This window comes from Akkermansiaceae bacterium (assembly GCA_019634595.1).
In the GTDB taxonomy this organism is placed as follows: Bacteria; Verrucomicrobiota; Verrucomicrobiia; order Verrucomicrobiales; family Akkermansiaceae; genus Luteolibacter.
Genome location: JAHCBC010000001.1, coordinates 469,313 through 493,758, shown reverse-complemented (window position 1 = coordinate 493,758; position 24,446 = coordinate 469,313). Strand labels below are relative to the sequence as shown.

Genomic DNA, 24,446 nt, shown 5'->3' with positions numbered 1-24,446 from the left:
CGCCGAAGAGCAAGGAGGAGAATGGGAGCGTAGCGGACATTCTCCTCCTTACTTGAGCTTCGCCCACGCTTCCTCCACGCGCTTTTCGGAAACCTTCATCACGGTGGGGATTTCGGGAGCGAAGATGGACACGCGCAGTTCCTCCAGGGTCCAGCCGTGGGACCACAGGCGCGGTTGCTCCGGGGCATTCATCCATGCTTCATACCACGGCGACCACAGCCGCCGGACCTTGTCCATCTTCTCCAGGTCCTTCACGATGGGCAGTGAGGAAATCCGGCCCAAGCGGGCGCGGATCGCCTTCAGCCGCCGCGGGTAGTCGCGCAGCCCGGAGAAACCCGCGCGCCATGCGAACCGGCCGCGGAACATCCACGAAAGCTCCTCCTCCAGATCCTCCGCGATCTCGCCGTAGTTGCGGTCGCCCCGGTTTCTGTCGATCCACGTGCGGATCTCCGGCAGGATCTCGAAAATCTCATCCATCGATTTGCCGATGACGGCGGCGGCGTCATACCAACGTCCGCGCGCCTTTTCCTTCATGGTCGCGAAGTCCTGCGGCGACCGGGGGAATGCACCTCCCGCCGCGCCTTCCGCGCACAGCAGGATGAGATCCTCCAGCGAGGTGCCACCCACGCCGAGGCGTGGCATTTCCACCTTTGCCATCATGCCCAGCGGGAACTTTTTCTTGAGGTAGTTCACCTGGTCCTGATGGGCCAGCCACAGCAGGCGCGCGCCACCCGTGCGGTGGGACTCCGCCGCTTCCGCAGGATCGGTATAGGCACGGACGCCGACCGACTTCCCTTCATCCACCAAGGCCGGATAAGCCGGGCCACCCGGAGTCATCACCAGCTCCGGCAGACTCTCCCCGTCCCATGAGCTGATGCCGCGCCGCTCGACATCCGCATTCGCAGCCGCCTCAAAGCGCACGCGCATGCGGTCGGCGAGCTGCAGCTTCAGCACCGCCACATCATCACCCATTGCCAGCTCCCCTCCGTCATCATCACAGACCCATATCTTCGTCACCAGATGCGGCGGCAGGCGGCTGGCATCGAAGTCCCCGGCAGGGACGAAAGCTCCCGTACGATCTTTCACGTACTCGACCATCGCCTGGAACAGCGGGCGATCCTTCGGCGCAACCTTCCACAGCTCCGCGAAACCCTGTGCCACGGAGGCGATGGGCTGGCACACCCGGCGGAAATCCTTCGGCAGGGAGCGCAGCAGTATCTCCGCACGCTCCTCCAGATCCCCATCCACTCCCCATGCGGGCAGCCAGTCGGGCAGCTTCGGCAGTTGGTCAACGTGGACGCCCAGCGTCACGCCATCGTCCCTTTCCTCCGCCGCGGCGTGGTAATAGACCGCATACTCGTTCCCGTCATGGCGCACCAGGTCCGGGTAGCCATCCAGCCCCAGATACTCCAGATCCTCCGCCACCACATCCCCCACGGACATGATGAGGCGGTCCTCATGTTTCTCCCGCCACTTGTGGAACCCAGCGGCGGTGTTGATGTCACCCGGCACGCGTTCCTCGAAAAACTGCAGCACCGCGTCATCGCTCCACAGCCCGCCCGGACGGCGCAGCTTTTGCTCGATAAGCTGGAGTTCCTCCTTCAGCTCCTCCATGCGGTCGAGGAAGCGGCACTTCCTTTTCAACCCACCACCGACCACGCCTTCGCGGAGAAAGATGCCGTGCGCGGCCTTCGGGTCCACGCGGCCGTAGTGGACGCGCCGCCCCGCCACCACCGGCAGGCCGCCGCAGATGACCGTCTGCTTTCCATAGACCGCGCCCTGGCTGTCGTCCCAGTGCGCCTCACCGTAGCGGCTGGTGCAGAGATGGGGCGCCACATCCTCCACCCACTGCGGATCGATGCGGGCGACACGGCGGGCGTAGAGCTTCGAGGTCTCCACCAACTCCATCGCCATCACCCACTCCCATCGCTTCGGCGCGCCGAACAGGCCGGAGCCGGGAAAGACCGCGAAAAACCCGCCACCCGCGCTGCGGTAGGCCTTGTTCTCCCGGTCCCACAGACCGAACTGCCGCGGCACTCCGGAGAGCAGCGTCTTATGGATGGTGGCGTAGCTTCCCTGTCCGGAGAAATCCGTACCGATCTGTCCGATCCTCACCTTCCACTCGCGCTCCAAAAGATCACCGAGTTCCCCGGCGACATTCCCCCACTCCACCACGCGGCGTGCGTTGAGGAACAGCGGACCGCAGAATTTCCGCAGCGCGTTCATCCTCCAGCGGCCGCGATCATCGCGGAACGCGGAGACGTCTTTCCACATCCGCAGGATGCCGGTGAAGTCGCTATCCGCATCCTTCCACCGGGCATGGGCGGCGTCCGCCTCCCGCGATTTCTCCGCCGGACGTTCCTTCGGATCGTTCGACTCCAGCGCCGCCACGATGGGCAGCACCTCCGCCAGGCAGCCTTCCTTCCGGGCCTCGATCAGCATGCGGCCGAGCCGCGGATCGACCGGAAGGCGCGCCATCTCCCAGCCGGACTCCGTGAGCTGCCTCTCCTTGTCCAGCGCGCCCACCTCACGCAACGTGCGATAACCTTCCGACACCGCTTTCGCGGCCGGTGGATCGAGGAAAGGAAACTCGTCGATCTCAGGGAGCCCCAGGGATTTCATCCGCAGGATGACCCCAGCCAGCGAGCTGCGGCGAATCTCCGGATCGGTGAACTCCGGCCGCTCCAGCAGTTCGCTTTCCTCGTAGAGGCGCATGCACACACCATCCCGCACACGCCCGCAGCGGCCCTTCCGCTGCCGTGCGCTGGCCTGGCTCACCGGCTCGATCTGCAGTCGCTGCACGCCCTTTCCCGGACTCCAGCGGCTCACCCGGGCGATGCCCGTGTCCACCACACAGGCGATGCGGGGAATGGTCAGCGAGGTCTCCGCGACGTTGGTCGCCAGCACCAGCCGCCGCTTATTCCCCGGTTGGAAAACCCGCTGCTGGTCACCCATACCCAGCCGGGCGAACAGCGGCAGCACCTCCGTGCCCCGGTATTGCCTGCCCTCCAGCACATCCGCGCACTCGCGGATCTCACGCTCGCCCGGCAGGAAGACCAGCACGTCTCCATGGGGTTCCATCACCGTCAGGTCATCCACCGCGCGGGCCACATGCTGCGACAGTTCCTCGTCATCCTTTGGCGGCAGGAAAAACTCCGCCACCGGGAACATCCGGCCCGGAGCCTCGATGACGGGCGTGCCATGGCCGAAGAACGCCGCGAAGGCCCCCGCATCCAGCGTCGCCGACGAGATCACGATCTTCAGATCCTTCCGCCGATCCAGCAACTGCTTCAGATAGCCGAGCAGGAAATCAATGTTGAGCGAACGTTCATGCGCCTCGTCGATGATGAGCGCCCCGTATTGCTTCAGGCCACGGTCACCCTGCGTCTCCGCGAGCAGGATACCGTCCGTCATGAACTTGATGCGGGTGTCCCGGGAGGTCTTGTCCTCGAACCTGACCTGATAGCCGACAAATCCGCCGAGCGGCACCTTCAGCTCCTCCGCCACGCGCTTCGCCACGCTGGCCGCCGCGATCCGCCGCGGCTGGGTGCAGCCGACCCGGCCTCCCTCCGGGCCCAGGGCCTCTGCCACCATCTTCGGGAGTTGCGTGGTTTTTCCGGATCCCGTCTCGCTCACCACCACCACCACACGGTGCGCCCGCACCGCGGCGATGATCTCGTCCCGATGCTCCACCACCGGCAGTTCCGCCGGGTAATTCCACCTGCCTGTAAATTCGCTCATTTCTCCACGGAATCGCCCTTCCGTCCGCCGTTGCGGGCGGGCGGGGAAAATAACAGGTTCCGCCATCCGGTCAACCAACGCCCTTTTTTGCCAGAATCTGCTCTTTTATCCCTCATCGTCAGAAAGATGGCGAGAAATCCGCCACTTGCCCCGTATGGTATCCATTCCTCCCCTCCGCCTTGTGCCACCGGGAGATCATCAAACCCACAAACCCAATATCCCAGCATGATGAAGACCCCCTGGACGGTCGCCATGTTCACCTTTGCCTGTCTGGCTCCCGCGCTGCACGCGGGAAAGGTGGAAGCCGACTTCAATGACCTCAACCTCGGAGACACCCGAACCTCCGGTCACGGCGGTTCACCCAACAACGGCGTCCACAATACCGGCCGCGGGTTCGCAACCGGCGGCGATGGAGAATACAACAACGGCACGGGTGTGGTCCAGTTCCAGGCAGGCGATCTGGCAGCCCCCGCCGGGGTGCAGAATTTCCGCAGCGAACAAAAAACCCCGTCCGACCCTGCGGCTGCCGGCCTCGGCGTGGTGTTCACATCGGATTCGATCGCAGCGGAGCCGTTCCACACCCGGATGCAGGAGCGGAAATTCGCCACGGCACTCACGGGTTCACAGATCTGGTTCTCCTTCCTCTTCAAGCTGAAGGGCCCGGCGGCCCAAGGACAGGTCTTCTTCAACGCTCCTGCCACCACGGACGGCGGAGCCTCCGCCGGAGCCTTCGGCATTTCCCTCGGGCACCCTTCCAAGCCCGGAGCGGTGGCCATCAACCTCGATCCGGCACAAACCCCGAACGATGTCCCGAACGGAAGCCAGCTCCTCTACTACGATGGCACAAAAGGAGTGGAAACGGTCAACTCCTCCGCCGTGACCGCCCATCTCATAATCGGTCGCATCACCTACAATCCGGCAGGTGCGGATATCATCGACATCTGGCTGGACCCGGCGGATGCCTCCAACCTGGCGGATGCCTCCAATCCCGCCGGCACCGCACCCACCCTGACGGCGACCAGTGACGAAATCCCCGCAGGAGGCCTGTTCTCCGTCGCCTTTGAGGGAACCCGGAATCTCACGCCGGTCCTCACCGGTTCGACCTATACCTCCGGCGGCCAATTCTACCTTGATCATTTCCGGATCAGTGATGATGCGGACGGCCTCGATTTCGTCACCGGCAACATCGAGAACGACCCGAAACTGGTGATCGATTCCACCAGTCCCACCACCAGCCTGAACTTCCGTGGCGTATATGGCACCGGCTCCCCGGTCACGGCGGCACCGCGTACCATCACGCTGCGCAACACGGGCACGAACAATCCCATCACCATCAACAGCATCGGCTTCCAGGCGGCGACGGCGGTTTTCAACCTGTCCACGGAGGCAACGCTGCCAGTGACATTGGCCCCGGGCCAGACGACGTCATTCACGGTGGGTGGTTCCAGCAATGCCTTCGGCGTGACCCACACCGCTACCCTGGCCGTCAACACCAGTGTCACGGAGCAGAACATGACCTTCCCCGTGTCCGCCACCTTCTTCACTTCGGGCACCAGACTCACCACGAATCCCGGGTTCGAAACCAACACGGACGGCTGGCTTTCCGACAACTTCAACCTGAACACGCCCGCTTCACGGGTCACTCCGGGAGCGATCGGTTCCGCAGGCATGGCCTACCTGAAAGGGATGGGAGTGACCGGTGCCCCGGACAACTTCAGCCAGACCATGATCAATGGCGCGGCCGACTGGGAGATGACCTTCTACTTCAGCCCCCTTGATGCTTCCGTTTTCCCTGAATACCACTCCGAAGGGAATGCCCCTGAATCCAATGACCGCACCTTCCAGGTCGTCATCCAGTCAAACAACACACCGCCCATCGCCGCCAGCGGAACGGAGGGCAGCTATACGAATGCCAACAACGGCAACGCCGCACTCATCAACCTGGCCTACCTTCCTGCGAACGACCAGGGATTCAGCGTCTTCAACGGATCCGCATGGGAATCGCTGGAGCTGCCACTCATCACCGGCTCGATCGACGCGAACAAAGACGGAAACCTGCGCTCCGCCAATGGTGACAGCGTGAACTTCTATCTCGTGCGCATCAAGGGAACCGGCTTCGGAACCTCAGCGGCGAGATACAGCATCTCCGTTTCCCAGCCCAACTCCGTCGCGACGGCGGCCACGGCTTCCGATCTGGCCATCTGGTCGTCGAATGCGGGGACGGACCACACGCCCGGTTCCTTCACCTTCCCCACAGGGGATATCTCCCGCTCCGGCGGACTCACGACCAGCTACTGGATCGATGAAGTCTCATTCTACGCGAAGGAGGCGGCGGACCCGGATTTCTCCGTCATCCCCACGGGTGAAATCCTCTCCCACAACGGGGTGACAAAGTCCGGAGCCATCTCCATCACCAACACCGGCTTCACCCAGAACCTGGTGATCAGCGGCGTATCGTTTAACACGAACATCGCCACCTCGCCGCAGGCATTCCCGCTCACCATCCCGCCGGGCAGCACCCATTCGCTTCCGGTCAACATCAACCCCGCGAACTTCACCAACGGCAACAACGCCGCCCGGCATACGATCACGGTGAACAGCACTCTTCCCACCAACCCGAACCGCTCCACGCCGTTCACCTGCATAGGCACCACGGATGCGAATATGGTAGGGAACTGGAACTTCAACATCGACGGACCTGATCCGTTCACGGACTGGGATACCTGGGCGGGCTGGGTTGAGACGTCCACAGCCACCGCTTCCAGGGACGTCACCGGCCTGCTCGACGGCACGGACTCCGGAGGAACCGGAAAGGCGGCCTACCTGGGCAACAACGCCGTCATCAGGGGTGACTTCGGCGGTCCCGCGTCCGATTTCGTGGTGGAGTTCCCCTTCGCACTGAAGGCGACCACCACGGACTACCGCATGTTCAACGTGCTGCTCCACACCGTGGATGGCCGCAACATCAACATCCGCTACCGGAACGATGTCTGGCAGTGTTTCCATGAAGGAAGCGGCTGGCAGGACGTCATCACCGGGCCACCCATCGTCGCGTCCACCGATGGCAACAACGACGGGGATCTGGCGGACGCCGGTGACGTCAAGAACGTCCATAAGTTCCGCCTGACCGGCACAGGTTGGGGCACTCCCGCGGCCACCTACCGGATTGAGATCCTGGATGCCGCTGACCAACCGTTCGCGGCATCAGACGCCGGCCTGGCTTTTTTCCAAGGCGGAATCCCCACCGCAGGCGCGATCTCGGTGACCTTCCAGGCACAACTGGAAAGCTGCCCCGGCTACTGGGTGGATGACGTGTCAGTGCGATCCCTCGCCCCTCCTTCCACACCGGAACTAAGAATCACCGGCATCTCCGGCGGACCGGGGACGTTCATCCTCCACTGGGACAGCCAGGGAACCCCGGTGACAGTCGAGCGTTCCACCACCCTCCTGCCCATGTCATGGGAGGAGATCAGCATCAATGACCAGGACGGCACCCACACGGATTCCTCGGCCCCGGCCGGCCGTGCCTTCTACCGGGTGAAGCCCGTGGCCACGCCCTGATCCGGAAACATCAATACCACCCGCCGTCTGTCCCTCCAGAGGACAGGCGGCGGTTTGTTTTCAGAACGGATCGTCACCCCATCCCCGGTCGCGCCCCACCACCCATTCCTCAACCATCTCTCCCGGGAAATCATCGAGGAAGCGGGAGGGGCGGGTGATGATGTCCCCGGTGTAGGACTTCGGATTCATCATGGGATAGCTCAGGTACAGGTCGTCCTTCGCCCGGGTGAGGGCCACGTAGAACAACCGCCGCTCCTCCTCCAGTGCCGCATCGTCATCCGCTTCGAGGATGCGGCCGTTCGGGAACTGGCCGTCCGTGAGCCAGATGAGGAAGACGACCTTCCACTCCAACCCCTTCGCCTGGTGGATGGAGGAAAGCGTCACTTTCTCGTCATCCCGCGCGGATTTGTCACCGGAAGGATCTCCGTCCACGGCGCTCATCAACGAAAGCTGCGCGAGGAAATCCAGGATGTCATCAAAGGTGGCCCCATACTGGGAGAGCTGCTCGATGTCGCTGCGGCGGTTGTCGTAGTTGTCGAAATTCGCCTTGAGGAACTCGTCATAGACGCCCTCCAGCACACTGAAGATCATTTCCGATGGCCTCGCGAAAACTCCGCCGGGGGTGAGTTCATCCAGTGTGTAGCAGAGCTGCTCCCAGTGTTTGAGGGATTTCTTCGGAGCCTTGAATTTCAGGAGGATGTCGGACCATTTCGGCGGCGGTTCCGGATTCTTCGCGAAGCCGGTCCTGAGCCATTCCTGCCACAGCTTTTCCGCCGCGCCGCCGCCGATGCCAGGCAGCAGCATGGCCATGCGCTTGAAGCTCACCTCATCCCGCCGGTTGGTGACGAACCGCAGGAACGCCGCCACATCCTTGATGTGCGCCTGCTCGAAAAACCGCAGCCCGCTGGTGATGCCGAACGGAATGCCCCGCCGCGTCAGTTCCATCTGCACCTCCATGCTCTGGAAATGCGCGCGGTAGAGCACCGCCATTTCCTCCAGCTCGATGCCCTCGTCCCGCAGTTCCAGGATGCGCTGTGCGACGAACGCCGCCTGTGTGTTCGGATCCTCCAGCGGAACCAACGCGGGCTTCGCACCCACGGCCTCGCGGGAGGAACGCAGATCCTTCTCATACCTCGCGGTGTTCGCCCGGATCGCCGCGTTGGAGAGGTCGAGGATCTCCGGCACGCTGCGGTAGTTCGTCTCGATGGTGAACACTTCCGATCCCGGATACCGTTTGGGAAAGCCCAGGATGTGGTCCATGTCCGCACCGCGCCAGGAATAGATGGACTGGGCGTCATCCCCCACCGCCATCAGGCTGTTCGCCTCCCCAACCAGCAGGTCGATCATCCGGCCCTGCACGGAGTTGGTGTCCTGATACTCATCCACGAGGATGTGCCTGAAGCGCTTCTGATAGAGCGCCAGCACGTCCGCATCCTCCTCCAGCAACCGGACCGTCTGCGTCAGCAGGTCGTCGAAGTCCATGGAGTTGGTGTCGCGCTTCTTCTCCGTGTAGATTTCCCACACCTTGCGGATCTCATCCAGCCAATCGTAGAAATACGGATACCGTTCGCCAATGACATCCTCCAGCGCGGCCCCGGTGTTCTCGATGAGGCTGTAGATGGATGCCAGCACATCCGCCTTCGGAAAGCGGCGGCTCTTGGTATCGATCTCGCAGGCAGCCACGGCGGCGGTGAGCAGGGATTTCTGGTCATCCCGGTCGAGGATGGAAAAGGCGCGGGTGAAGCCGATCTCCTCCGCATGGCGGCGCAGGATGCGGTTGCCGATGGAGTGGAACGTCCCGGCCCAAAGGTCCGAAGTGTCATGAGGCACCAGTTCCCGCACACGCTCCGTCATTTCCCGCGCGGCCTTGTTCGTGAACGTCAGCAACAACACCTGCCGGGAGTCGATGCCATGGTCCAGCAACCAGGCCACCCGGTAGGTGAGCGTGCGGGTTTTCCCGGAGCCGGCCCCGGCGATGACCAGCGCCTTTCCCGGCGGGGAAGAAACCGCTTCATACTGCTCCGCATTCAGCGCCGCCTGGTAGTTGATGCCGGACGCTGGAGTGGCTCCTGGACGGTGAAGGGAATACTGGCGGGCCATGGGACGCGGGGAAGATGGCATCCGGGACGGCCGGGATCAATCCTGCTGAGGAAACCCCGCCTGGACGAATAATCTTGCTCCCTCCTCCACGGAATGACTACTCCAGAGGCCATGAAACTGCCCTTGGTGATCGCTCTCCTCGCCTCCTGTCATGCGACCTACGCGGCGGTCAACCTTCCCTATGCCAACGATTTCGGCTCCTCCGCTTCGGATTTCACCGCGGGAGGAACCGGCACCTGGTCCGTGGGAAGCGGGCGATATACCAACAACATCCCCACGGACGCACCTTCATACTCCGTCGCACAGGTGACGGGCCTCGGCGGCACCACCAAGCAGTCCTTCAGCATTTCCACGGTGATCACCGCCGCCTCCGGCTCGTCCACCTCCGTAGGCTTCGCCGTCCTCTCCAGCAGCTCCAACGTGAACACCTCCACGTTCATCCTGGCGGATCTGTTCAACAACGGAACCCTGCGCTTCCGCCCGTTCAGCGCAGGCACCCCCACCGGGACCGACATTTCCCTCGCCTCCCCGGTCAGATTCCTGGAAATCTCCACCCTGGGTGCCGTAAGTCTTTCCGTCACAGGCATCTACAATGGCGATGACTCCCTGACGCTCACCTTGTCCGCCACCCAGGGCAGCACCACCACCAACCATTCCACCACGTTCGCCAGCGGCAGCGTGCCAACGGGCGAGTTCTTCGGCTTCCGCAACAGGAACAACACGGGCTCAACCAACGTGACGCCCTACAGCGTGAGCTTCGATAGCGTCGCCATCAATGCGGTCCCGGAGCCATCCGTGGCCCTGTTCGCCATCGGATTCATCGGCCTCGCAGGGCTGCGCCGCCGCCGCTGACCGGAAAAACCGGAGTCCGCCGGCAACCCGGATCAGGCGCCGAGGTACGCCTCCTGCACCTGTGGATTCGCCTTCAGTTCCGCGCTCGGTCCTTCGAGGAGGATTTTTCCGGTTTCCAGCACATAGCCGTAGCTGGAAACGTCCAGCGCGAGGTTCGCGTTCTGCTCCACCAGCAGGATGGTCAGTCCCTGCTCGCGGTTGATCTCCACGATCCGTTCGAAAATCGTCTTCACCAGCAGCGGGGCGATGCCGAGTGACGGCTCGTCCAGCATGAGGAACTTCGGCCTGGAAAGGAGCGCCCGGCCGATGGCCAGCATCTGCTGCTCCCCGCCGGACAAGGTACCCGCCGCCTGGGACGCACGTTCTTTCAGGCGCGGGAACAATCCGAAGACGTAGTCGGTCTGGTCCGAGATCCATTTTTTGTCCCGCTGGAGATAGGCCCCCAGCTTCAGGTTCTCCGCCACCGTGAGGTTCGAGAAAATCATCCGTCCCTCCGGCACATGGCAGAGGCCATCCGCCACCACCTTGTTCGCCGGGAGGCGGGAAATTTCGTGCCCGTCATAGCGGATGCTCCCCGCAGCCGGCTTCACGAGTCCGGAGAGTGCGCGCAGGGTCGTGGACTTCCCCGCTCCATTCGCACCAATGAGCGTGACGATGCTGCCTTTCTCGACCTTCAGGCTCACGCCATGGAGGGCCTTGATGGCACCGTAGGAAACGTGGAGATTGTCTACCTCAAGCATGGGCGGCTTCGATGGGGGTGGCGGCTGCGCCGAGGTACGCTTCGATGACCTTCGGGTGGCACTGGATTTCCTTCGGGGTGCCTTCGGCGATCTTGCGGCCGTATTCGAGGACGGCGATGCGCTGGCAGATGCCCATGACGACCTTCATGTCATGCTCCACGAGCAGGACGGCCAGGTTGTAGCGTTCCTTGATGAAATGGATGAGGTGCATGAGATCGTCCTTCTCGGACGGGTTCATGCCGGCGGCGGGTTCGTCCAGAAGGAGGAGTTTCGGCCTGGTGGCAAGCGCGCGGACGATCTCCAGGCGGCGCTGGTCGCCGTAGGGCAGCGAGGTCGCCTCCTCATCGCGGAAGCGGGCGAGCTTGAAGATTTCCAGCAGCTCGAGCGCGTGCTGTTCGGTTTCCGCCTCGCACTTCTTCCAGCCCTTGCCGCGCCAGAGCGCGCCGAAGTAGCCCTGGGGATTGTGCAGGCGGGCGGCGACGCGGATGTTGTCGATGACGCTGAGCGACTTGAAGAGGCGGATGTTCTGGAAGGTCCGGGCGATGCCGAGGTCCGCCAGCTTGCTGGGCTTCACCCCGCGGGTGCAGCGGCCTTCCAGACGGATGGTCCCGGAGGTGGGCTGATAGACGCCCGTGATCATGTTGAAAGCGGTGGTCTTCCCCGCCCCGTTCGGGCCGATGAGGCCCACCAACTCCCCCTCACGCACGGTCAGGGAAAGCTCGCTCACGGCCGTCAGGCCGCCGAAGCGGATGGTGGCCTTTTCGAGTTCGAGAAGCGACGCGCTCATGACAGTTTGGTTTCGCGGCGGAGTTTGATGCGTGAGAACAGCCACGCCGGGCTCAGCAGCATGAGCAGGATGATGAGCAGCGCATACACGATCATCCGGTATTCGGAGAACTCCCGGAGCAGCTCCGGCAGCCAGGTGAGGAGGGCGGCGGAGGAAACGATTCCCAGCGTGGACCACAGCCCCTTGAGCGGCACGCGGCCATAGAAGACCCTGAGGCTTCCCTCGATCAGTTCCCCCAGCGCACCGCCGAGGATGACCATGACCACGATGTCGATGGACTTCAGCCAGCCGAAACCGACCGGCGAGAGGAACTGCTTGTGATGGGCATAGAGACCACCCGCGATGCCCGCGAAGAAGGCCCCGGTGACGAACGCGGTGACTTTCGTGCGGGTGGTGTTCACTCCGTTCGACTCGGCGGCGATCTCGTCATCGCAGACGGCGACGAAGCCCCGTCCGTAGGTGGAGTGCACCAGGGCCGTGACGGCGTAGATGGTTACCGCCGCCAGACCGAAGGTCCAGCCGAGGGTGGTGAGCTTAGGGATGCCTTTCAGACCGCTCGCGGCACCCACCGCCTGGGTGTTCTGGGCAACCACGCGGATGATCTCGCCGAAGCCCAGCGTCACGATCGCCAGGTAGTCCCCGCGCAGGCGGAGCGACGGCACACCCACCAGAAGTCCGACCGCCGCCGCGAACAGGCCGCCCGCGATGAGGGCCAGCGGGAAAAACCAGAACTCCCCGACGATGGCACCTCCTGCCTTCAGTGACAGCCAGGCGGAGAAATATCCCCCCACCGCCATGAAGCCCGCGTGTCCCAGGCTGAACTGGCCGGTGTAGCCATTGATGAGATTGAGACTGGTGGCCAGGATGATGGCGATGCCCACGTCCGTCCACACCCCCAGGTAGTAGCGGTTGAATTGCGGGGCCAGGTAAGATGCGATGATCGACAGGACGATGCCGATGAACAGCCAGCGTTTTGCTCCGGGAAAAGGCATCAGACTTTCTCAACGGTGGACCGGCCCAGCAGACCGGCGGGTTTGAAAAGGAGGATCAGGATCAGGATGCCGAAGGCGATGGCGTCCCGGTAGTTGGACAGGCCGGGGATGCCCCCCGCGAAAGTCTCCAGCAGGCCGATGATCACACCGCCCAGCACGGCTCCCGGCAGGTTGCCGATACCACCCAGCACCGCGGCGATGAACGCCCGCAGACCGGGCTGCACGCCCATGAGCGGCTCGATGCCCGGCGCCTTGATCGAGTAGAGGATGCCGGCGATGGCGGCCAGTGCGGAACCGAGGCCGAAGGTGAAGGAAATGATCCGGTTCACCGGCACGCCCATCAGCAGCGCGGCCTGCTGGCTGTGGGAGACGGCGCGCATGGCGGTGCCCACCCGGGTGCGCTGGACGATGAACCACATGCCGGCCAACAGGGCGATGGTCACGCCGATCATGAGCAGGTCATTTCCGGAGACGATGACATTGCCGAAATGGAAGGTCTTCTCCGGGATCATCCTCGGGAACGGCTGCGGGGAGGCTCCGAAGACGCTCTTGTGCTGGCCGGTGAACTCGATGAACAGGGAGACGCCGATGGCGGTGATGAGCACCGTGAGGCGAGGCCGGTTCCGCAGGGGCCGGTAGGCCAGACGCTCGATGGTGATGCCGATGGCCGCGCAGATGGCGGCGGCGGCGACAAAGACGAGGATCACGCCCACCGCGGATGTGCCGCCCATCATCCTCTCCACCGCGGGTGCCAGATAGAAGGCGGAGAACGCCCCCAGCATCAGCACGTCCGCGTGGGCGAAGTTGATGAAACGCAGCACGCCATAGACCATCGTGTAACCGAGGGCGATGAGGGCGTAGATCGCCCCGAGACCGAGGCCGTTGATCAGTTGCTGAAAGAGATGGTCCAATGTCGGCGGATGATCGGAATGCTCGGTCGGTCGGGAAATTCGGGCTTCGGATGATCCCCGCCGGTCACGGATTGACGGTGGCGGTGTAGTTGAACTTGCCGTTCTCGATCTTGATGAAGACGAGCGCCTTCACCGCATCCCGGTTCTCGTTGAGGGAGAACCTGCCGCTGGCACCGTTGAAGTCCTTGGTGGCGGCGATCGCGTCTCGGATCTTCGCGCTGTCCGCGGAACCCGCGCGCTGGATGGCGTCCGCCATCACCTTCGCTGCGTCATAGCCGAGCACGGCCATGGCGTCCGGGGTTTTGCCGTTGTATTTTTTCTTATAGGCATCGACGAAGGCGACCATCTCCGGGGTGCCCTGCTCGACGGAGCAGTGGGTGGAGAAGTAGTTTCCGTTCATCGCTTCCTTGCCGATGCTGAGGAGCGCCTCGCTCTCCCAGCCGTCCCCGCCGAAGATGGGGGTGGTGATGCCAAGATCCTTCGCCTGGCGGCAGATGAGGGCCACGTCATTGTAGTAGCCGGGGAGGAAAATGGCGTCCGGGTTGTCCGACTTGATCGCGGTGAGCTGGCCCTTGAAATCCTTGTCACCGCCGTTGAAGTCCAGCTCGATGCCCAGCGTGCCACCGCTGGAGGTGTATTTCTCCTTGAAGCTTTTCGCCAGACCCTTGCTGTAGTCGCTGGTCACGTCGGTGAGGACGGCCACCTTGTTCGCATTGAGGGTGCCTTTGGCGAAGTTCGCCAGCGCGGCCCCCTGGAAGGTGTCCGTGAAGCAGACGCGGAAAACATAGTCCCCCTCCTGGGTCACCGTCGGGTTCGTGGAAGCCGGGGTGATCATCGGGATCTTGTTATCCTGGCAGATCGGCGCGGCCTCCATGGAACGGCTGGATGCCACTTCACCGATAATGGCCACCACGCCGTCCTTCGAGATCAGCTTGTTCACCGCGTTGGAGGTTTCCCCTGCCTTCGTCTGGTTGTCCTCCGTGATCAGTTCGATCTGCTTGCCGAGCACGCCGCCCGCGGCGTTGATCTCCTCGATGGCCAGCACGGTCCCCTCATGGGAGGAGGTACCGAAGGTGGCCTCCTTGCCCGTCAGCGAGGCGAATTCGCCGATCTTGATGGTATCCCCGCCCCCGGATTTGCATCCGGTGAGGCCGAGGGTGGCGGCAGACACGACGGTGGCGGCGGTGAGCGCGAGGAAGGTACGGGGTTTCATAGGAAAAATTCTGCGGCTTATGGTTCGCGGGGGAGTCTAGGGAAACCGTCCCGGCGAGCGCAACAGCAAAGCAGAATTCGTACCCTGTAAATGAACCCCGCTTTTTCCTAACCGAGATGCTTCCGCAGCCAGGCATCCACCGCTTCCACGATCACGGGATAGGTGGACTCATCGAAAACATGGCCCGCTCCCGCGATGGGAAGCCATTGCTTCTCACAGTTTGCGGCGGCGAACGCGTCCTCGCCATCCTGGATCGGCACCAGATCGTCCGCATCCCCGTGGACCAGCAACCATGGCTGGATCACCTGGGCGGCCGCCTCCAGCGTGCTGCCAATGGAGGTGAGGTCATTCCAGTAGGTTTCCGAAAGCGGATGCTCCGGTTCCTCCCACATGTCCCCTTGCCCCGGTGTGACGTCGCCGAACTCCCTCTTGGCGAAGTCCGCCGTATGGGTCATGCCCGCCAGCGAGACCAGCACGCGGATGCGGGCGTCCCGGGAAGCGGTCATCACCCCCACGGCGCCGCCCATGCTGTGGCCGATGTAGGCGACGTTCACCTCCTGCGGCACGCTGCGGATGACCGACTGCAGGTCCCCCACTTCCTTCGTGATGCAGGAATCCGCGAAGCTGCCGCCCGACTCGCCGTTGCCCGTGTAAGAGATGCGGAGGCACGCCCAGCCGCGTTTCGCCAGCCCTTCGGCCACCGCCACCAGCAGCGGGCGGTCCTTGTTTCCCGTCACCCCGTGGCCCAGGATGACCAGCGAGCCGAGCTTCTGGCCGGGATGATAGGAGACATCGATCCGCTCGCCGGCGGAGTTGCGGATTTCGCTGGTGGTCATGCTTTTTGGTTGAGGTTCGCGCCGCCCCGGTCCGGGAAGGTCAGTTCCGCCACGCCGGATTTGTCCAGCTCGCCCAGCCCCAGGTCGATGAGGCGCTGGTATTGGGCCTGGGTCGCTTCGGAGAGTGGCACGCCGATGTTCACGGAGTGGGCCAGAGCATTCGCAATGCCACTGTCCTTCGCCGCGTGGGCGGCGGAGAAAAAGCAATCGTGCTCCCGGGAAATCATATCATCTCCGTCCGTCTCCAGCACGCGGGAATTCGCGCCCGTCTGGGAGAATATCTCCTTCAGCACGGCGGGATCCAGTCCCAGCGCCACACCGAGTCCCAGCCCTTCCGCGAGGCCGGCGGTGTTGATGTTCATGACCATGTTCACCAGCGCCTTCACCTTCGCGGAGTTACCGGCCGCACCGACATATTTCAGGGAAGATGATATATCTTCCAACAGTTCCTTGGCCCGGTCGAAAACGGCCTGTTCGCCACCAATCATGAGATAGAGCGTGCCCTGCCGTGCCTGGGTGATGCTGGAGGCCATGCTGGCCGCGAGCGTATCCGCGCCCCCGGCTTTCGCCGCCGCGGCAGCTTCCTCATGCGAGGCCGGGCTGACGGTGGCGCAGTTGATGAAAAGCTTTCCGGCCACCGGCACGGAAAGCAGCGAGCCATCCCCGGTGAAAATGCCGTGCATGGCCGCATCATCCGTCACGACGGTGAAAATGACGTCGCTCGCCGCGCTCACATCCGCCAAGGTCTCCGCAGCGGTGGCACCCAACTCGATCGCCAGCGCCTGGGCCGAAGGGCCATGGCGGTCATACACCGCGGAGATCTTGTAGCCCAGATCCGCCAGACGGCGGGCCATGTTCGCCCCCATCCGCCCCACCCCAACAAATCCGATACGGGAATCTTTCATCGGTGCGGAATGTGTCGGGTCACGAGGTTTCATGCAACCGGAAGTTTTTGCGCGAAAATTGCCCTACCAAGGGCTGATAAGTCATATCAGTTACCTCCCGCCATTTCCTCCCACGTCCGCAGGTGGAAGCGTTCCTCCCCGGCACAGAAGACGAGCCACACCTCTCCATCCACGATGTGGAAAACCGCCACCTGTCCCCATGTTCGGCCCAATCGCAGGGCCTCGCGGTCATCACAAACGATACCGAATCCCGGTTCGCGGTGGGTTCCCTCCGGACGCGGATCGTAGCCCGTCACCGGAAAATGAGCCATATCCGCCAAAGATAGCTCCGCCTCGAAACGAGCCGTCCTTTCCTGGTTCTGCTGCGGATCCAGTTCGTCGCCCATCGGATCGCAGGCGGTGATCACCCAGAACTCCGGTGGATAGCCGCCGGGCGGCGGTGAGGCATCCAGCTTCGCTCCGAAATAGCCGGGATATTTTTCGCGCAGATCCTCCATCAGGCATGGATCACTTCGCCCAGCACGACCGATTTGCCGACGACGAGGTCGAATTCCTTCACCCGCTCCTGGAACAGGATGAAGTGCGGGGTGAGGCGGTGGGCTTCCAGTGCGGCCATGTCGTCGTAGAACTCCGCGAGCGTGAAGACGTTCGGCTGGTCCACGCTGCGGGAGACGGTGAACTGGCGGCAACCGGGTTCCTTGGCCACGCAGTCCGCGGCCTCCTCCGTGATGAAGCGCGCGAAATCATCCACCCGCTCCGGGTTCACCTCGACGGTGATCAATAGGGAAATCATCGCCGGCACTCTGTGGGATGACGCCTTGGAGCGGCAAGCTTCATCTATGGGTAAGGAGGGCGGACATTGCGGCAAAGCCATTATATCCGCTTCGCTCCCATTCTTGTCCACCGTCGGCATTGGCGGATGCGGAAAAGGGTGGATCTTTTCCGCGATTCTTTTGCTATGGGTTCCGGTTGCAGCCGGCGGACAGGAGTGTCCGCCCTCCTTACTTTCCCTGAAATCCGCGCCGATGCTTCCGCGTATCCGGCTCGATGCCCCGCAGTTTCCTTTTCCTCCTCGCACTCCCCGCCGCGCTTCATGCGGCTCCCGCCGCCATCTTCGACGGCAAAACCCTGGAAGGATGGGAAGGCACCGCAGGGGTCTGGCGGGTGGAGGATGGAGCGATCACCGGCGGCTCCATGGAGGGAAACCCGAAGAACGAGTTCCTGGTCACAAAGAAGGACTACAGGAACTTCGTCCTCAGCTTCGAATACAAACTCACCGGCACGGAGGGCTTCATCAACGGCGGAGTCCAGTTCCACAGCCAGCGCATCGACAATCCGCCGAACGAAATGATCGGCTACCAAGCGGACATCGGCGGGCCGAAATACACCGGCTCTCTCTACGATGAATCGCGCAGGAAAAAGAACCTCGCCACCGCGGACGAAAAGCTGGTCGCCACGCTGGAGAAGCCCGGCGAGTGGAACCGCTACGAGATCCGCGCGGAGGGCGACCGCATCCGCCTTTTCGTCAACGGCACGGAAACCATTTCCTACACGGAGAAGGATCCGCAGATCCCCCTTAGCGGAAAGATCGGCCTGCAGATCCATGGCGACTGCAAGGCGGTCATCTCCTTCCGGAACCTGATGCTGGACGCCCTTCCGGATGATCTCCCTCCTGATCAGGGGCGGATCATGGAACGCTTCGGGGATCCGGCGTTGGCCGGGGGAAAGCCCTCGCCATGGACGCCGGGAAAGTTCGAGCCGGCGGAGAATGAGGTCATCATCTTCGCCGGCCAGACCAACCTCGCCCGGGAGCAGAAATCGGGCACGCTGGAAGCCGCGCTCACCACGGTCCATGCCGCGAAGAAGCCCGTCTTCCGCTCCATGGCATGGGAAGCGGATACGGTCTATGAACAGTGGCGGGACCTGAACTTCGGTTCCTGGGAAAGCCAGCTCCGCGCGGCGGGCGCGACCGCCGCCATCCTCCAGTTCGGCCAGATGGAAGCGCTGGATGGAGTGGAGAAGCTCCCACAGTTCACCGCCGCCTACCACCGCCTGCTGGACCAGTTCGCCCCCGTCACGCCGCGCCTCGTCCTGCTTTCCCCCACACCATTTGAAAAGCCGCTCCTTCCTCTGGCACCGGATCTTTCCCAACGGAACAAGGACCTGAAGGCCTACACGGATGCCATCCGCGGCATTGCTGAACAACGTGGTGCGATCTTCGTGGACCTTTTCACCCCTCTCTCCACCGGCCAGGGCCGACTCACCGAAAATGGCGTCCATCTCACGGACAAGGGGCTGGAAACCGTGGCCCACACCGTAAGCGGCCAGCTCGGCGCCCTCGACCATCTGGTGAACCCGCAGTTGAACGCGCTCATCGTGGAAAAGAACCGCCTGTGGTTCGACTGCTGGCGTCCGGCGAACTGGTCCTTCGTCTATGGCGACCGTGTGCAGTGGCCGTTCGGCAAATCCTCGACGGACGCGCCGTCGCTCCGCACCGCCTTTGAGTCGCTCAAGCCGCTCATCGCCGCGCGCGATGCGGAGATCCATGCCACCGCCAGCGGTGCTCCTCTCCCCGCCCCGTCCCCCATCCCTGCACCTCCTGCCGTGGAGACGGTGCCACCCCTCACACCGGAGGAACAGATGGCGAAGTTCACGCTCGCCGATGGTTACCAGATCAACCTCTTCGCGGATGAGAAGCTGGGCGTCTCAAAGCCGGTCCAGTTTTCCTGGGATGAGAAGGGCCGCCTGTATGTCGCCTGCTCCCCCACCTATCCCCACACCCTCCCCGGCCAGCGTCCCACCGACTACATCCTCATGCTGGAGGATACAGATGGTGATGGCAGGGCGGACAAGTCCCACCGTTTCGCCGAAGGCCTGACCATGGTCCAGGGAGTGGAACCCGGCGACGGAGGGCTTTATGTCTGCGATTTCGACCAGATCCTCCACCTCCGGGATACCGACGGCGATGGGAAGGCGGATGAAACCAAAGTTCTTCTGAGCGGCTTCGGCATCGGGGACACCCACCAGCTCGTCAATTCCATCAGCCGTGGTCCGGACGGCTGCCTGTGGTTCACACAGGGACTGCATGCCTTCTCCCGGGTGGAGACACCGCATGGCATCGCCCGGCTGGACAAGGCGGGCGTGTGGAAATTCAGCCCGCGCACGCTGAAGCTCACGCCGTATTTCAATGGCGGTGCGGCCGGACACAACTGCTGGGGCGTAGTTTTCGACGACTGGTTCCGCCCGTTCCACAAATCCGGCGACCGTCCCCACGGCTACTTCTCCCTGCCCGGCCTGATCGATATCCCGGACCCGGATGACTACCATTCCGTGGCCAGCCTTTTCGAGAGCAGCCCGAAGACCACCGCGCTGGACATCATCGGGACCAAGGCGCTGCCGCAGGATCTCCAGGGCACCGCCCTCATCGGCGGCTACTTTGGCTCCGTGGTGGAACTCCACCGGCTGACGGAGGATGCGTCCGGCTTCACCAGCAAGCAACTGCCACGCCTGCTGAAATCCGCGGACGATTCCTTCCGCCCGGTGGATGTCGGCATCGGCCCGGATGGCGGGATCTATCTGGCGGATTGGCTGAACCCGGTGATCGGCCACTACCAGGCCAGCTACGCGGACCCGCGGCGCGACCGCGTGCATGGGCGGATCTGGCGCATCTCAGCAAAGGCCCTCCCCCCGGTGAAGCAGCCGGACCTTTCCGGGATGTCCATCCCGGAACTGCTGGAACAGTTCCGCTCACCGGAACGCTGGACCCGCTATCAGGTGCGCCGCCTGCTGGGGGAAAAGCCCGCCGCCGAAGTGCTGCCCGCCGCCGCGAAGTTCATCAAGACCACCCGCCAGGACCCGCAGGCGGACCACCTCCTGCTGGAAGCAGCCTCGCTTTACCAAGCCCATGACCAATATGACGCCGGCATCCTCCGCCAGCTACTTGATTCGGAAAACCCGCTCGTCACCGCTTATGGCGCGCGCCTGCTCGGCGACTGGACCACCAAGCACAAGGATGCGGTGCCCTCCCTCATCCGACTCTGTTCCCATGATGACGCGCGGATCCGCTTGGAAGCCATCGTCGCCTGCGCAGCGGCGGCGAATGATCCGCAGTTGGTGAAAGGCCCGCTCAAAGCGCTGGATCATCCCCGCGACCGCCACATCGACTACGCGGTGAAGCAAGCGGCGAAAAAGCTCCGCCCGCTGTGGGAGCCTGCCTTGGCCGCCGGAACCCTGAAGCTGCCCGACGGGCAGACCGCCTATCTCCGCCAGCTCTCCGGTGACCGGAAGGAAGCCGCGCATCCCGGAAAGCAGATCTACGAATCCCTCTGCCTGAACTGCCACCAGCCTGACGGCAAGGGACTGCCCGGAGTCTATCCCCCGCTCACCCCGAACGAGTGGGTCGGCACGGAGGATGTCTCCATTCCAATCCGCATTCTCCTGCACGGCCTCACCGGCCCCATCAACGTGAATGGGAAGGAGTTCGGAACCACCACCCCCATCCCGATGCCGCCGATGGGACTGGATGACCAGCAGACCGCGGACATCCTCACCTACATCCGCGGACAGTTCGGCAACCAGGCGCCCGCCGTGACCAGTGGGCAGGTGAAGGAGGTCCGCGCCAAACACGCGGGAAGGACCACCTTCTGGACGGCGGAAGAGTTGAAGAGGTAACCCTCTCCACCAGGGGGCTTTGAGGAGTAAATAACCCTCCGCGCCTCTTTGCTACCTTTGCGTCTTTGCGGTAGATCTTCTGTAGTTCGCCAATGCCGCCGGAGGACAGGAGTGTCCTCCCTCCTTACCCCTTGCGGCGGAAGCGGTTCCTGATACATCGCACGGATGCCGCAACCTTACGTCTCCCTGGAAGCCGAGTTCCATGACGCCTTCTGGGCGGAGGATGATGATGCGACGGAGGTTTCCCTGATGGAGCGGTTCCTCGCCTCCCACCCCGGGCGGGCGCTGGAGATGGGCTCAGGCTCCGGCAGGTTGCTGCTGCCGCTGCTGGCGGACCACCCGGAGGTTGAGGGACTGGAGCTTTCCGATGACATGATCCGCCTGTGCCACGAAACAGCGGAACTGGCGGGCGAACAGGTGGTGGTCCACCGGGGGGACATGACGGACTGGAAACCGGAAAAAACCTACCGCTCATTGCTGGTTCCCGCCTTCACCTTCCAGCTCGCGGAGGATCCCGCTGCCACCCTCCGCCACTGGCGCACCCTGCTGGAGGACGGCGGCGGGCTTTACCTGACCATTTTCATCCCCTTCGCGGAGTTGGAGGGAGAAATGGAGGAGAATGTCTGGCATCCGGACCATGAGGCCGCCCTCGCCGATGGCCGGACCGCGAAACTGGACACCCTGCACCGGATCGACCCGGAAAAACAAATATTGGACCGGCGGCACCGCTACTACTTCGCCGACTCCCCGGCCGACTTCCACGAATCCCGCCAGATCCTGCGATGGTTCACTCCCGGACAACTGCACGAACTCCTCTCCGCCTCCGGTTTCGAAGTCACGGAAACCTTCGTGGACTTCGACCCCTCCCGTCCCGCCACCGGGACGGAGATCGACGAATCCGACGGCATCCTGACCTTCCACGCCGTCGCCGGGCGGACCTGAAGTTTTCTGCAAAATTCAATGCCCAGCACCATCGGCCTCGTTGACTTTCCAAACAGTTTCTCCCTATGAACAACGCCGTGCCACGGACTCTCGTTCTGTTATCCACCCTCACCGTCCTCACCCAATCCGCTTTTTCCCAGACCTGGGAACGCGAGGATGTGACCTTCCCCTCCATCGAGAGCCGGGCGAAAGATCTCGCGAACAAGCCCTACGTGGCGCCGGACAAGGCCGGACTGCCCGACTGGATGAAGAACCTGACCTACGACCAGTACCGGGACATCCGCTTCAACCCGGACCAGGCGCTGTGGGCGGGCGACAAGCTCCCTTTCCGCGCGATGCTGTTCCACCCCGGCTACATCTATAATGAGCCGGTGCGGCTGAACGAGTTCACCGCGACCCACACCCAGCGCATCCGCCTGGCGGAGGCCTTCTTCAACTACGGCCCGCTGGTGAAAAAACACGGCGACCTGCCCGCTGACGGCGGTTTCGCGGGCTTCCGCCTCCACGCCCCCCTCAACAACGAATACTTCGACGAGCTGGCCGTTTTCCAAGGTGCCAGCTACTGGCGCGCACTGGGGAAAAACCAGCGCTACGGCATCTCCGCACGCGGCATCGCCGTGGATACCGGCTCGGAGGGAGTGAAAGAAGAGTTCCCCCAGTTCAGGGAATTCTGGCTGCGCAAGCCGGACGCGAATGACAAGTCCGCCACCGCCTACGCCGTGCTGGACGGTCCCTCCTACACGGGAGCGTATTCCTTCAAGATCGAGCCGGGAGAGGACACCACCATCAGTGTCACCGCCGTTCTTTTCGCCCGCAAGGAGGTGAAGCGCCTGGGCATCGCCCCGATGTCCTCGATGTATTGGTTCGGGGAGAACTCCCGCCGCCGCTTCGATGACTTCCGCCCGGAGGTCCATGACTCCGACGGCCTCTCCATCCGGATGAGCACCGGCGAGCGTCTGTGGCGGCCGATCACCAACGACACGAACAAGCTCGAGTTCAGCTTCTTCGAAATGGACAAATGCGAGGGCTTCGGCCTGCTCCAGCGCGACCGCCGTTTCAGCGCCTATGAGGATGCGGAGGCGAACTACCACATGCGCCCGTCCCTTTGGATCGAACCGACCTCCGACTGGGGTGCCGGCCGCGTGATGCTGATGGAGATCCCGACGACCAACGAGCTTGCCGACAACGTCGTCGCACTCTGGGAGCCGAAGGAAACCCCGAAGGCCGGTGACCGCGTGGAGTTCTCCTACAAGCAGCACTGGACCGTGGCGGAAGACCCCTCCATGGCAGGTGGCCGGGTGATCGCCACCCGCACCGGGCTGCACGACTGGCAGCCGGAGCAGCGCACCATCGCCGTGGAATTCGCCGGGCCGAATCTCGAGAAACCGGATGAAAAACCGCTCCAGGCACTGGTCCAGGGTGTGGGTCCCAACTCTGAAAAGATCAAAATCTCCGGCGTGGCCGTCCAGAAACTGCCGGAAAACCGCTGGCGTGTGGGCTTTCAGGTCTCTCCCGCCGCCGAAGGTGGCAAACTCGCCGATGTCGGTCAGGTGGAACTGCGCTGTTCCCTCCGCCGCGGCGAATCCGAGTTCCTCACCGAGACATGGGTCTATCGAATCAATCCCTAGAACCGTTCCGTCCGCTCACCGAGAACGAGCTGGACGAATGGGAACAGGCCTACGCCGCGGTGGAGGCCTATCTGCAGGCGCTCCGCATCCGCAACCGCCTGCTCGCCGCGGAACTGGTCCGCGGTATCCTCTGGCGCGCGTCCGCCCGTGCCGCCAACGAACCGGGAAAGACGCCACGTTTTCTCGCGATGGAGGAAGCATTGGCTGAAATCGCCAACTGGACCCAGGACGTGCTGGATGAGCCGCTGGAAAACCGCCGCCTTGCCGCACGGGGCCGCCTCGCGCTGTTGCTGGCGGGCATGCCCGGCAAGTGGCAGGGCGTCTTCCTCACCCCGCCGCCATGGCCTCCGGAATTCGTCGAATCCATGCGGAAATCCTACCTTGCCGCCGGTCCGCAGTTCGCGGAGCTGACGATGATCCCCGCCCCGCTGGAACTCAACGCGCTGGGGTCCGGCGCGGCCCAGTGGCAGAACACGATGAACCGCCGACCGATCCTGCGGAAGCTGTTCATCCTCACCGTCCTCGCCGCCATCGGGGGCATCATCTATCTCATCGCCTACTGAATCC

At 63.3% G+C, this 24,446-nt stretch carries 17 protein-coding genes; 6 read left to right on the top strand and 11 right to left on the bottom strand.

What is annotated here, in order from left to right:
- Nucleotides 1-48 precede the first annotated feature (48 nt).
- Complete coding sequence (gene hrpA / locus KF712_01990) at nucleotides 49-3,741, bottom strand: ATP-dependent RNA helicase HrpA (protein MBX3739735.1); 3,693 nt, start codon at nucleotides 3,739-3,741, stop codon at nucleotides 49-51.
- A 225-nt stretch (nucleotides 3,742-3,966) separates the two neighbouring features.
- On the opposite strand from hrpA, the gene KF712_01985 reads away from it, so the two are divergent.
- Nucleotides 3,967-7,302 carry a hypothetical protein gene (locus KF712_01985; GenBank protein MBX3739734.1) on the top strand — a complete coding sequence of 1,112 codons (3,336 nt, stop codon included), beginning with the start codon at nucleotides 3,967-3,969 and terminating at the stop codon, nucleotides 7,300-7,302.
- Nucleotides 7,303-7,362: 60 nt separating this feature from the next.
- On the opposite strand, the gene KF712_01980 is transcribed toward KF712_01985, so the two are convergent.
- Nucleotides 7,363-9,402 (bottom strand): ATP-dependent helicase, encoded by a 2,040-nt coding sequence (locus KF712_01980; protein ID MBX3739733.1) that lies wholly within the window; start codon nucleotides 9,400-9,402, stop codon nucleotides 7,363-7,365.
- Between the two features lie 111 nt (nucleotides 9,403-9,513).
- Between KF712_01980 and KF712_01975 the strand changes: the two genes are divergently transcribed.
- On the top strand, nucleotides 9,514-10,254 hold the full coding sequence (locus KF712_01975) for a PEP-CTERM sorting domain-containing protein (GenBank protein ID MBX3739732.1): 741 nt from the start codon (nucleotides 9,514-9,516) through the stop codon (nucleotides 10,252-10,254).
- Nucleotides 10,255-10,286: 32 nt separating this feature from the next.
- On the opposite strand, the gene KF712_01970 is transcribed toward KF712_01975, so the two are convergent.
- The 9 genes from KF712_01970 to KF712_01930 form a co-directional block, all read right to left on the bottom strand.
- Nucleotides 10,287-10,994 (bottom strand): ABC transporter ATP-binding protein, encoded by a 708-nt coding sequence (locus KF712_01970; protein ID MBX3739731.1) that lies wholly within the window; start codon nucleotides 10,992-10,994, stop codon nucleotides 10,287-10,289.
- Nucleotides 10,987-11,781 (bottom strand): ABC transporter ATP-binding protein, encoded by a 795-nt coding sequence (locus KF712_01965; protein ID MBX3739730.1) that lies wholly within the window; start codon nucleotides 11,779-11,781, stop codon nucleotides 10,987-10,989. The genes KF712_01970 and KF712_01965 overlap by 8 nt, the downstream gene beginning before the upstream one ends.
- Nucleotides 11,778-12,773: a branched-chain amino acid ABC transporter permease gene (locus KF712_01960; GenBank protein MBX3739729.1), complete on the bottom strand. Its 996-nt coding sequence runs from the start codon at nucleotides 12,771-12,773 to the stop codon at nucleotides 11,778-11,780. Before KF712_01960 ends, KF712_01965 begins: the two co-directional genes overlap by 4 nt.
- A complete protein-coding gene (locus tag KF712_01955; GenBank protein ID MBX3739728.1) occupies nucleotides 12,773-13,684 on the bottom strand; it encodes a branched-chain amino acid ABC transporter permease in 912 nt (303 codons plus the stop codon). The genes KF712_01960 and KF712_01955 overlap by 1 nt, the downstream gene beginning before the upstream one ends.
- 64 nt (nucleotides 13,685-13,748) lie before the next feature.
- A complete protein-coding gene (locus KF712_01950; GenBank protein MBX3739727.1) occupies nucleotides 13,749-14,897 on the bottom strand; it encodes an ABC transporter substrate-binding protein in 1,149 nt (382 codons plus the stop codon).
- Nucleotides 14,898-15,004: 107 nt separating this feature from the next.
- On the bottom strand, nucleotides 15,005-15,733 hold the full coding sequence (locus tag KF712_01945) for an alpha/beta fold hydrolase (GenBank protein MBX3739726.1): 729 nt from the start codon (nucleotides 15,731-15,733) through the stop codon (nucleotides 15,005-15,007).
- The gene (locus tag KF712_01940; protein MBX3739725.1) at nucleotides 15,730-16,671 is read right to left on the bottom strand and encodes an NAD(P)-dependent oxidoreductase; all 942 of its coding nucleotides are present in this window, start codon (nucleotides 16,669-16,671) and stop codon (nucleotides 15,730-15,732) included. The genes KF712_01945 and KF712_01940 overlap by 4 nt, the downstream gene beginning before the upstream one ends.
- Before the next feature lie 53 nt (nucleotides 16,672-16,724).
- Nucleotides 16,725-17,135 carry a DUF3293 domain-containing protein gene (locus KF712_01935; protein MBX3739724.1) on the bottom strand — a complete coding sequence of 137 codons (411 nt, stop codon included), beginning with the start codon at nucleotides 17,133-17,135 and terminating at the stop codon, nucleotides 16,725-16,727.
- A complete protein-coding gene (locus KF712_01930; GenBank protein ID MBX3739723.1) occupies nucleotides 17,135-17,431 on the bottom strand; it encodes an antibiotic biosynthesis monooxygenase in 297 nt (98 codons plus the stop codon). The genes KF712_01935 and KF712_01930 overlap by 1 nt, the downstream gene beginning before the upstream one ends.
- A gap of 254 nt (nucleotides 17,432-17,685) precedes the next feature.
- Here KF712_01930 and KF712_01925 point away from each other — a divergent pair, with 254 nt between their 5' ends.
- The 4 genes from KF712_01925 (at nucleotide 17,686) to KF712_01910 (ending at nucleotide 24,442) form a co-directional block, all read left to right on the top strand.
- A complete protein-coding gene (locus tag KF712_01925; protein ID MBX3739722.1) occupies nucleotides 17,686-21,309 on the top strand; it encodes a DUF1080 domain-containing protein in 3,624 nt (1,207 codons plus the stop codon).
- Nucleotides 21,310-21,474: 165 nt separating this feature from the next.
- Nucleotides 21,475-22,251 carry a class I SAM-dependent methyltransferase gene (locus tag KF712_01920; protein MBX3739721.1) on the top strand — a complete coding sequence of 259 codons (777 nt, stop codon included), beginning with the start codon at nucleotides 21,475-21,477 and terminating at the stop codon, nucleotides 22,249-22,251.
- Between the two features lie 77 nt (nucleotides 22,252-22,328).
- Nucleotides 22,329-23,879, top strand: coding sequence for a glucan biosynthesis protein (locus KF712_01915; GenBank protein MBX3739720.1), 1,551 nt, complete (start codon nucleotides 22,329-22,331; stop codon nucleotides 23,877-23,879).
- The gene (locus tag KF712_01910; GenBank protein MBX3739719.1) at nucleotides 23,855-24,442 is read left to right on the top strand and encodes a hypothetical protein; all 588 of its coding nucleotides are present in this window, start codon (nucleotides 23,855-23,857) and stop codon (nucleotides 24,440-24,442) included. Before KF712_01915 ends, KF712_01910 begins: the two co-directional genes overlap by 25 nt.
- Nucleotides 24,443-24,446: the final 4 nt, after the last annotated feature.

Coding starts and splice junctions, on each gene's coding strand:
- KF712_01935 (MBX3739724.1), bottom strand. CDS start 17,135: ATGGAGGATCTGCGCGAAAAATATCCCGGCTATTTCGGAGCGAAGCTG.
- KF712_01910 (MBX3739719.1), top strand. CDS start 23,855: ATGGGTCTATCGAATCAATCCCTAGAACCGTTCCGTCCGCTCACCGAG.
- KF712_01920 (MBX3739721.1), top strand. CDS start 21,475: ATGCCGCAACCTTACGTCTCCCTGGAAGCCGAGTTCCATGACGCCTTC.
- KF712_01985 (MBX3739734.1), top strand. CDS start 3,967: ATGATGAAGACCCCCTGGACGGTCGCCATGTTCACCTTTGCCTGTCTG.
- KF712_01950 (MBX3739727.1), bottom strand. CDS start 14,897: ATGAAACCCCGTACCTTCCTCGCGCTCACCGCCGCCACCGTCGTGTCT.
- hrpA (MBX3739735.1), bottom strand. CDS start 3,741: ATGAGCGAATTTACAGGCAGGTGGAATTACCCGGCGGAACTGCCGGTG.
- KF712_01940 (MBX3739725.1), bottom strand. CDS start 16,671: ATGAAACCTCGTGACCCGACACATTCCGCACCGATGAAAGATTCCCGT.
- KF712_01970 (MBX3739731.1), bottom strand. CDS start 10,994: ATGCTTGAGGTAGACAATCTCCACGTTTCCTACGGTGCCATCAAGGCC.
- KF712_01960 (MBX3739729.1), bottom strand. CDS start 12,773: ATGCCTTTTCCCGGAGCAAAACGCTGGCTGTTCATCGGCATCGTCCTG.
- KF712_01930 (MBX3739723.1), bottom strand. CDS start 17,431: ATGATTTCCCTATTGATCACCGTCGAGGTGAACCCGGAGCGGGTGGAT.
- KF712_01925 (MBX3739722.1), top strand. CDS start 17,686: ATGCCCCGCAGTTTCCTTTTCCTCCTCGCACTCCCCGCCGCGCTTCAT.
- KF712_01945 (MBX3739726.1), bottom strand. CDS start 15,733: ATGACCACCAGCGAAATCCGCAACTCCGCCGGCGAGCGGATCGATGTC.
- KF712_01975 (MBX3739732.1), top strand. CDS start 9,514: ATGAAACTGCCCTTGGTGATCGCTCTCCTCGCCTCCTGTCATGCGACC.
- KF712_01980 (MBX3739733.1), bottom strand. CDS start 9,402: ATGGCCCGCCAGTATTCCCTTCACCGTCCAGGAGCCACTCCAGCGTCC.
- KF712_01965 (MBX3739730.1), bottom strand. CDS start 11,781: ATGAGCGCGTCGCTTCTCGAACTCGAAAAGGCCACCATCCGCTTCGGC.